Genomic DNA, 9,133 nt, shown 5'->3' with positions numbered 1-9,133 from the left:
TCGCGGGCCAGCCGATCGAGCGCCGCCTCGTAGATCTGGCGCTCGCTGTACGACTGATCGGGCTGACCGGCGTTGCGATGCAGGTCGCGCACGACCTCGGCAATCGACACCGGGTCGCCGGAGTTGATCTTGGCTTCGTATTCCTGGGCGCGACGGTTCCACATGGCGCGGCTGACGCGGCTGCGGCCCTTCAGGGTCACCAGCGCGTTCTCCATGATCTTGCGCGACGACAGCTTGCGCAGCCCGGAAATCTTCGCCTTGGCCACGGGAACCCGCAGCATCATGCGCTCCTGCTCGAACGAAATGACGAACAGATCGAGCTTGTGTCCGGCGATCTCCTTGGCCTCGATGTCGATCACGCGACCCACGCCGTGAGTTGGGTAAACGACAAAATCGCCCTTCTCGAAGGCCAAATCCTTTGCCTTCGCCGCGATCTTCTTCGGCTTGGCCATATCCAGTTCTTCCTTCACTTCGACCCCTCGCTCAGCGATACCGCAGTCCGCCGCACACGCTCCCCTGCGTGATCAGCCCGGGTATCCATTTATCAGTTGCTTTCGGCTACCGACTCGGGACACCGAACTGGCGACGGACCTGACGCCGGTCCGCTTTCAGCGCCGACCTTATATCAGAAATCTGGGCGCAAGTCGCCTACGATGTTGCATTTCGGCAACGGTCGTGCCATGCGGAAAGTGCATGGCTGTTGCAAAAGCTGTGCGAAACTGGCCGGATCGAACGGAATCTAACGTTTGCCCGGGTTCTTGCTGAAATACTTTTTGAACTTGTCTTTCTCGTCCTTGAAATCATCGGCGTCGGCCGGCGCCTCGCCCTTGCGCGTGATGTTCGGCCATTCGCTCGCCAGGCTGCGATTGAGCTCGAGCCACTGCTCCAGGCCCTTCTCGGTATCGGGCAGGATGGCGTTGGGCGGGCATTCGGGCTCGCAGACGCCGCAATCGATGCATTCGTCCGGATTGATGACCAGCATGTTCTCGCCCTCGTAGAAGCAATCCACGGGGCAGACTTCGACGCAGTCCATGTACTTGCACTTGATGCAAGCCTCGGTCACGACATAGGTCATCGACGACTCTCAAAACGGGCGGGCGGGTGCTTAACGCGCTGAACCGGCTGGCGCAAGAAGTCTGAATTACGCAGGGTCGATTTCATCATACAACGCTCGGGCCTCTGGAGCCGGTCCGCGACGCTCGCCCAGCGCCACGATGCGGACGACGCGCACCCGTGGCCCCAGGGCGAAGGTGAGCACCATGCCCGGCGCCACGGTGGCATGCGGCTTGTCGACCACGCGGCCGTCGACCCGGCATCGCGCCTTCTCGACGTAGCGCGTGGCCAAGCTGCGGGACTTGAAGAAGCGCGCATGCCACAGCCACTTGTCGAGCCGCATCGCCTGCCTAGCGTTCCACCGCCCCGCTCACCGGCCGGCTACTTCTTTCCGCCGAGCTTGAGCTCGAGCAGCTTGGCGAACGGCGAGTCGTTCGCCGGTGCGTCGCCCTTCTTCTCCGTGGTGGCATAGAGCCGGAGCGCCGGCTCGTTGGCATCGCGGCGGGGCGGCCGCGGACCGCGACGCTCCTCGCGCGGCCGATCCTCGCGAGGGCCCCGGTCGCCCGGTCCCCGGTTGCCTGGCCCGTCGTGTCTCGGCCCATCGCGCCGCGGCCCGTCGTAACGTTGGCCATCCTGGCGCTGGCCGTCGCGCGGCGGTCCATCGCGGCCGCGATCGTTGCGGCCAGGCGCAGTCTGTCCGAAGGCAGCGAAGAACTGCCGCTCGTTGGGCCGCTCCGGCCGCTCGCGGCGCCGTTGATCGCGCTGGTCGCGCTGCTGCTGACGTTGCTGCTGGCGCTGTCGCTCGCGCTGCTCCTCGCGCTCGCGCACGAAGCGCGGTTTGACCGAGTAGGCGTAGAGCGGTCCGAACTCCTCTGAAGGGGGATGCACGCGGTAGCCGAGGGCCGCCAGCACATTGGCCATCTCGGGCTCCGAGCAGCCGACCAGCGACATCATCTGCGGCGTGGCCCGGAACCAGCCCGGCGGCAGCGGTCGCGGGCCGGCAGGACGCTGCTCCTCGACCTTTGGCGCTTCCGCCTGGGTTGCCGCGGCCCCTCTCTCTTCGGCCGCGTTCTGCTCGACGGGCGTCTCCTCGGTACCGGTCTTTTCGACCGTAGCCTCCCCGGCCACCGGAGCCGCCGCTGCCTCGTCGTCGGCCACTGCTTCTGCAGGCCGAACCTCGCCCCGCGCCTCGAGCGGAGCAGGCTCGGCCTCGCCGCTCGCAGCCGGCTCGGCCGTTGCAGCATCGAGCGCGGCGGCACCGTCTGCGGCCGTGGTCTCGTCGCCGGCCGCCCCGGTCTCCTCGGCAATCGCGGCGACTTCGACCTGATCCGGCGCCGGTACGGGCGCTTCCTCTGTAAGCGGTAAAGCAGTTTCTGCCTCGGCGACCTCCTCGTGCAGCTCGGCCGCGGTCGACTCATCGACCTCTGCCACGGCAACGTTATCCGCTTCCGTCTCGACCTCGGCGTCGGCCTGGGAGGCCTCGGTCTCGGCCTCGACAAGCGCGGTCTCGGCGAGTGCGGTCGTGGGAGAGTCGTCGACCGGCTCGAACTCGCCGAACGCGGCCGCCACGATCGCCCATTCGCTGATCTCTTCGTTCGTCGCGGCCGCCGGAATGGCCGGCGCGTCGGCCTGGCGGTCCGTCTTGCCCCGACGCTCGCGACGACCCTCGTTGCGGCGAGCACGGTTCTCGTTGCGCTGCGGTTGGTCCTCGGGCTTGGCCTCCTCGACGGGAGGCGGCGGGTTATCTCGCTCGAACTGGGCGCGCCGGGCCGCCTCGCGGCTTTCGCGCACGGCCTGGCGGGCCATCGCCGCCAGGCGTTCGACCATGTCGGCACGAATCGCGTGATCGCCCAGCGGCAGATAGCCTATGGCCGAATAGAAATCGCGCTCCGAGCCGCGCGGCAGATCCATCGACGTGCGGCCTTCGGCCGGCAGCGGCGGGATCGTGTCGCGGTTGCGGGCGATCATCCAGAGTCCGGCGCGCAGGCGAATCGGCACCGGCTTCAGCATGCTCGGGAAGTAGAGCGAATAGACCCCGACGCGCACGCCCAGCCGTGCCAGCGCCTTGCGATCCTCCTCGCCGAGCTCGGCGAGCTGCTGCTCGATCGGCCGGCGCGGCAGGACGCCGAGATGCTCGCACAGCTGGAAGACGACGCCGCGCGCTCCGGCCGGCAGCTCGGTCGTGGCGCGGGCGTCCATCATCTCGCTCAATCCGAGGCGAATGCGCGTCTCGACCCAGGCGGCGGCGCGCTTGCGCACCTCCTCGCGCGCCGGCCCGTCGAGAAGGTCGGACGGCAGGGCTTCGATCTTGGGCGCCAGGACGTCGCCGCTCGCCTGCAGACGGGCGACCGGGCCGCCGCCCCAGCAGATGCGCAGTTGTGAATCGAACACCAGCTCGCGGTCGGCCGACGACACGAAGGCCTGCAGACGCGCCGGCAGATCCTGGCGCAGCGCGCGCAAGGCCGCGCTCATCACCGCCTTTTGATCGGCATGCCCCTCGGTGGTGTCGGGAATAAAGCGGAATCCTTCGATGCGCCCGAGATGTTCGCCTTCGACCGAAACCTCGCCTGCTTCGGCGACTGACGTCGTCATTTCACCCTCATCGTGCAATCTTCGTACAAGCAACGCCGCCCGTCTATCGACAAACCTTTGCGTCAGGCGCTGATGCAGCACGTCCGATAGCTTGTCCTCGATGGCGCGGGCGCGTTCCTGCCAGTGCGTCGCTCGCTGGATCCAGTCCGGCCGATGCGAGATGTAGGTCCACGTGCGAACGTGGGCGATACGCGCCATCAAGGTGTCGATGTCGCCGTCAAACCGTTCGAGCCGCTTGACGTGACCTTCGATCCAGTCCTCAGGTAACCGTTCCCCGCCCTGTGTCAAGTGCTCGAAGAGCTGGCCGAGCAGGCGGGTGTGCTCTTCCGTCATGGTCTTGCGGAAGTCCGGCACTTGGCAGACCTCCCACAGCAACCTGACGCGCTGCGGTGTGCGCAGCCGCGGCAGGAATTCCGAATGGGTCGACAGGGTCTGCAGCGCGAGCTGGTCGTCCTGCTCGCGCACGCGCTGCAGTGCGGCATGAGGCGGAGGTTCGTTCAGGGAAGCGATCAGCGCCGACACCGAGCGGAAGTCGAGGTCGCTGTTGCGCCATTGAATGTCGCGCAACGGATCGAAGCGGTGATTCTCGATCGCCTCGACGATTTCCGGCTCGAGCGTCCCGGCCTCGGCGGTGGTGCCGAACGTGCCGTCGTTCATGTGCCTGCCGGCGCGCCCGGCGATCTGGGCCAGCTCGACGCTGCGCAGGGGCCGCAGCGCCCGACCGTCGTACTTGCGCAGCGAGGCGAACCAGACGTGGTTGACGTCCATGTTGAGGCCCATGCCGATGGCATCGGTCGCCACCAGGTAGTCGACCTCGCCGGCCTGGAACATGTCGACCTGCGCATTGCGCGTGCGCGGGCTGAGCGCCCCCATGACGATGGCGGTGCCGCCGCGCTGGCGCCGGATCAGCTCGGCGATGGCGTAGACCTCGTTGGCCGAGAACCCGACCACCGCCGAGCGGCGTGGCAGCCGGGTCGCCTTCTTCGGGCCGACATAGGAGAGATTGGAAAAGCGCGGCCGCGCCACGACGTCGATGTCGGGCAGCAGCCGGTTCAGCACCGGGCGGATGGTGTCGGCGCCGAGCATCATGGTCTCGGCCGTGCCCCGCGCCTCGAGCAGGCGATTGGTGAAGAAATGACCGCGCTCGGGGTCGGCGGCCATCTGGATCTCGTCGACGGCGAGGAACGACACCGTGCGGTCGAGCGGCATCGATTCCACCGTGCAGACGAAATAGCGTGCGCCGGGCGGCGCGATCTTCTCCTCGCCGGTGATCAGCGCCACTTGGGAGGCGCCCTTGACGCGAACGATGCGATCGTAGTTCTCGCGCGCCAGCAGGCGCAGCGGGAAACCGATCATGCCCGATTCGTGACCGAGCATGCGCTCGATGGCGAGGTAAGTCTTGCCGGTGTTGGTTGGACCGAGAACTGCGGTCAGACGGCCGGCGCTGGGGGGCGGCATTGGTCCACCTTCGCGCGGGCGCGCGAAAGGCGCAAGGCCGGTCGGACCGAAGATAGTCCTAACCGGAGACCATCGGCTCGAGCTTGTTGCAGCCGATCACCGGCCCATGGTCGGCGCGCTGCACGATTACGGCGACCCCTTGGCCCTGCTGCAGGCCGGTCGTGTCGACCGACCAGGTCGCCGCCGCACCGTCCCAGCGGGCCAGCACCTCGAAGCGACGCACGACATTGAAGTTGTCCAGCATGCGCCCCTGGTTCTCGCCGCTTACCACCGGTGTGCTCTGCCGACGGTCGTAGAGGACGTAAGTCACGTCGGCCGGTTTGCCGGCGAGCGGAAAGGCGGCGAGCCAAACGCTAAGCCGCCCGTCGCTGCCGCGCGAGAGCTCGGGCGTGGCGCGCTGCGGCGAGCGGCGTTGAGCTTCGCCGAGCAGCGCCTCGATCTTGCCGCGGTCGCGGCCGGTATCGTGGCCGATGCCGTCGACCACCATCTCGGGCGTATAGACGTAGCGCTGCTTGAGGACGCGCGCATAGGCGCGCTGACGGTCGGTGGTCGCGCGCGAGGCGAAGGGATCCTTCCAGCCGATGTAGTCCCAGTAGTCGATATGGAACGACAGGGCGACGATGTCGGGACGCTTGGCCAGGAGTCCCAGATAGGTATCCGCCGGCGGGCAGGAGTTGCAGCCTTGCGATGTGAACAGCTCGACCGCCCAAGGGCCTTCGGCCGCGTTGCGCTGATCGGCGCCGGCGGGCGCCACCGTGAATGCTGCGCCCGCGGCGGCGCCACCAAGCAGCAGCGATCGCCGCCGGATAAGACCATAGCTCGTCATGGCGCGACCATGCGCTTTGCGACTCACTTTCACCAATCAACAAACGGTTAACGTGCCATGAGCAGATGACGAGGCGCTCATGGCCGGGAGCGCGCCACTCGCTCCGGATGACAGCATCATTGTCATCCCGAGCGCAGCGAGGGACCTTTCCTTTCGCAGCGCCGCCAGTCCGAGTGGCGTGGACCATAAACTCACAAACTCTTCGTGGCGCTCCTGGGCACTGTGGGCGTTGCACCCGCCCATGGCTTTGAGCGGGCAGGACGCCCGCGCCACGGAAAGCAAGAGCGCCACAGAGTGGCGCGTTCCCGGCACAGTGACTGGACTTACTGAACGTAACATTATAACACTACACGTCAGCAACGTTCTTTTATCGATTTTCCGGCGTTTCGTCTCGCCCCATGCATGATCCCGTTTCTCCCGGCACGGCCCTGCTCGCCATGAGTGCGGCCAACCGCGTCGCGGCTGCGCTGCTGGTCGCGGCCGTGCTGTGGCTCGCCGCCTGGTGGGCGCTGTGAGCGCCGCGCTTCGCCTGGTCGACCTGACCGTGAGCTACGACCGCCACCCGGCGGTGCATCATGTCTCGGCAGAGATTCCCGGCGCCGAGATGACGGCCATCGTCGGTCCGAATGGCGCCGGCAAGAGCACCCTGCTCAAGGCCTTGATGGGGCTTGCGCCGCGCGTCGAGGGCCGGATCGAGTGCAGCGCGCGGCGCATCGCCTACCTGCCGCAGCAGGCCGAGATCGACCGCAGCTTCCCGATCTCCGTGTTCGATACCGTGCTGCTCGGGCGCTGGGGGCGCTTCGGCGGCTTCGGCGCGGCAGGGCGCGGCGACATCCATGACACGCGCCACGCGCTGGAGGCGGTCGGGCTGGCGGGCTTCGAGCGCCGGCCGATCGATACGCTGTCGGTCGGCCAGTTCCAGCGCGTACTGTTCGCCCGCCTCCTGCTGCAGGATGCCGACCTCGTGCTGCTCGACGAGCCCTTCGCCGCCATCGATTCGCGCACCGTCGCCGACCTCATGGGGGTGATCAAGCGCTGGCGGGCCGAGCAGCGCACCGTGGTGGCCGTGCTGCACGACCTCGATCAGGTCCGTCGCGACTTTCCCAACACCTTGCTGATGGCCCGCGAGCTGGTCGATGCCGGCCCGACGGGAGAGGTCCTGTCTATCGAGAACCTGCGCCGGGCGCGCGCCATGGCCGAGGCGTGGGACGAGCGCGCCGACGCCTGCGAAGCGCCGATGCGGCTCAGCGCCTGAGCGCAGACGAGCTGTCCATGCTGTTCGACATCCTGATTGCGCCGTTCGCCGATTTCGGCTTCATGCGCCGCGCCCTGGTCGCCAGCCTGGCGCTGGCGGTCGGCGGCTCGTCGATCGGCGTGTTCCTCATCCTGCGCCGCATGAGCCTGATGGGCGATGCGCTGGCGCACGCGCTGCTGCCCGGCGCGGCCCTGGGCTTTCTGCTGGGCGGCCTGTCGTTGCCGGCGATGAGTCTCGGCGGGTTCCTGGCCGGCATCGCCACGGCTCTGGTCTCGGGCGTGGTCGCGCGCTTCAGCAGCATGCGCGAGGATGCGAGCTTCGCCGCCGCCTATCTCACCGCCATGGCGCTCGGCGTGCTGATCGTGTCGTTGCGCGGCTCGGCTGTCGACCTGATGAACATCCTGTTCGGCGCCATCCTGGCGGTCGACGATGCGGCGCTGATCCTCGTGGTGTCGACGGCGACGGCGACCCTGGTCGGTCTCGCCGCGATCTATCGGCCGCTGGTCGTCGAATGCTTCAACCCGGGCTTTCTCGTCGCCATGGGCATCCGCGGCGCGCTCTACCACTACCTCTTCCTGGCGCTCGCGGTGCTCAACATGGTGGCGGGCTTCCAGGCGCTGGGCACGCTGATGGCGCTCGGCCTCATCCTGCTGCCCGCGGTCGCCGCCTCCTTCTGGGCGCGCGAGGTGTGGTCGATGACCCTGGTCGCCGCGCCGATGGCCTTCGCCTCGGCCGCGGTCGGCCTCCTGGTCTCGTTCCATGCCGGCCTGCCGTCGGGCCCGGTGATCGTGCTGTGCGCCAGCCTGTTCTTCCTGGGCTCGCTGCTGTTCGGCTCACGCGCATCGGTGCGCGTCCGCCTCGCACGCCCCGCCCACCTGCGCGGCTAGCGCGGGCTGTGCGCGAGGCAAGGTGCCTCGCTGCGATCGGGATGACCATCTTCCGTACCGCGGGCGTCTCGCCCGCTCTTTCCATGAGTGGGCGAGACGCCCGCGGTACGGAAAGCTGTCACCAAGCGCAGCGAGGGACCTTTCGTCGGCGTGCGTTCCAGACGACTATCACCGCTGAAATCACGAACATTCCTCGAAGGAACCCGCGATGTCCGCACCGCTGCCTGGCGTCACGTTCAAGACCGCCACGGTCAACAACATCCATATGCGCTATGCCGAGATCGGCAGCGGTCCGCTGGTGCTGTTCTGCCATGGTTGGCCGGAGAGCTGGTACTCGTGGCGCCATCAGATCATGGCCTTGAGCGCGGCGGGCTATCGCTGCGTCGCGCCGGACATGCGCGGTTACGGCGGCACCGAGGCGCCCGAGCCGATCGAGCACTACACGCTCCATCATCTGGTCGGCGACATGGCCGAGCTGGTGAAGGCACTCGGTGAATCGAAGGCGGTCATCGTCGGCCATGATTGGGGCGCCCCGGTCGCCTGGCATGCGGCGCTGTGGCGTCCCGACCTGTTTCCCGCCGTCTGCGCGATGAGTGTCCCTTATGCGGCACCCGGCTACGTCGATGCCCTGACGGCGCTCGAGAAGCTCGGGATCAACGACTTCTACCTGCAATACTTCCAGAAGCCGGGCGTGGCCGAGGCCGAGTTGCAGGCCGACATTCGCAGCGCCCTGCGCCGCATCTACTTCACCGCCGGCGGCGACATGGACGACAAGGGCAAGGGCTTCGCCCGGCTGACCAGCGGCACGCTGCTCGCCAACACCGTCGACCCGCCGGCGCTGCCGGCCTGGCTGAGTGAAGCTGACCTCGACTACTACACCCGGGAATTCTCGCGCACCGGCTTTCGCGGCGGCCTCAACTGGTACCGCAACCTCCGGCGCAACTGGGAGCTCGGCGGACCGTGGCGCGGCCAGCCGATCCGCCAGCCGTCGCTGTTCATCGCCGGCAGCCGCGACGGCGTGCTGCGCTTCCCGGCATCCAAAGCGACGATGGAAGCCTTCCC

The 9,133-nt window shown here is 67.7% G+C and carries 8 protein-coding genes; 3 read left to right on the top strand and 5 right to left on the bottom strand.

Annotation, left to right across the window (positions count from 1 at the left end; all coding sequences use genetic code 11):
* From AB7O82_RS32570 to AB7O82_RS32550, 5 genes are all read right to left on the bottom strand, one after another.
* A partial coding sequence (locus AB7O82_RS32570) for a CarD family transcriptional regulator (protein WP_428621231.1) occupies window positions 1-452 on the bottom strand: 452 nt, incomplete at its 3' end.
* 287 nt (window positions 453-739) lie between these two features.
* Complete coding sequence (gene fdxA, locus AB7O82_RS32565; protein ID WP_428551002.1) at window positions 740-1,075, bottom strand: ferredoxin FdxA; 336 nt, start codon at window positions 1,073-1,075, stop codon at window positions 740-742.
* A gap of 66 nt (window positions 1,076-1,141) precedes the next feature.
* A complete protein-coding gene (locus AB7O82_RS32560) occupies window positions 1,142-1,396 on the bottom strand; it encodes an RNA-binding S4 domain-containing protein (protein WP_428551005.1) in 255 nt (84 codons plus the stop codon).
* A 38-nt stretch (window positions 1,397-1,434) separates the two neighbouring features.
* Complete coding sequence (locus tag AB7O82_RS32555) at window positions 1,435-5,103, bottom strand: helicase-related protein (RefSeq protein WP_428551007.1); 3,669 nt, start codon at window positions 5,101-5,103, stop codon at window positions 1,435-1,437.
* A gap of 58 nt (window positions 5,104-5,161) precedes the next feature.
* On the bottom strand, window positions 5,162-5,929 hold the full coding sequence (locus AB7O82_RS32550) for a DUF1223 domain-containing protein (protein WP_428621229.1): 768 nt from the start codon (window positions 5,927-5,929) through the stop codon (window positions 5,162-5,164).
* A gap of 511 nt (window positions 5,930-6,440) precedes the next feature.
* Here AB7O82_RS32550 and AB7O82_RS32545 point away from each other — a divergent pair.
* The 3 genes from AB7O82_RS32545 to AB7O82_RS32535 all read left to right on the top strand — a co-directional run.
* The gene (locus AB7O82_RS32545) at window positions 6,441-7,184 is read left to right on the top strand and encodes a metal ABC transporter ATP-binding protein (RefSeq protein WP_428551013.1); all 744 of its coding nucleotides are present in this window, start codon (window positions 6,441-6,443) and stop codon (window positions 7,182-7,184) included.
* A 17-nt stretch (window positions 7,185-7,201) separates the two neighbouring features.
* Complete coding sequence (locus AB7O82_RS32540; RefSeq protein WP_428551015.1) at window positions 7,202-8,071, top strand: metal ABC transporter permease; 870 nt, start codon at window positions 7,202-7,204, stop codon at window positions 8,069-8,071.
* Window positions 8,072-8,279: 208 nt separating this feature from the next.
* The coding region (locus tag AB7O82_RS32535) for an alpha/beta fold hydrolase (protein ID WP_428621227.1) at window positions 8,280-9,133 on the top strand (854 nt) is incomplete at its 3' end.

This window comes from Reyranella sp. (genome assembly GCF_050185545.1).
In the GTDB taxonomy this organism is placed as follows: Bacteria; Pseudomonadota; Alphaproteobacteria; order Reyranellales; family Reyranellaceae; genus Reyranella.
The sequence above is the reverse complement of the archived record's forward strand: the minus strand, read 5'-3'. Positions and strand labels throughout refer to the sequence as shown.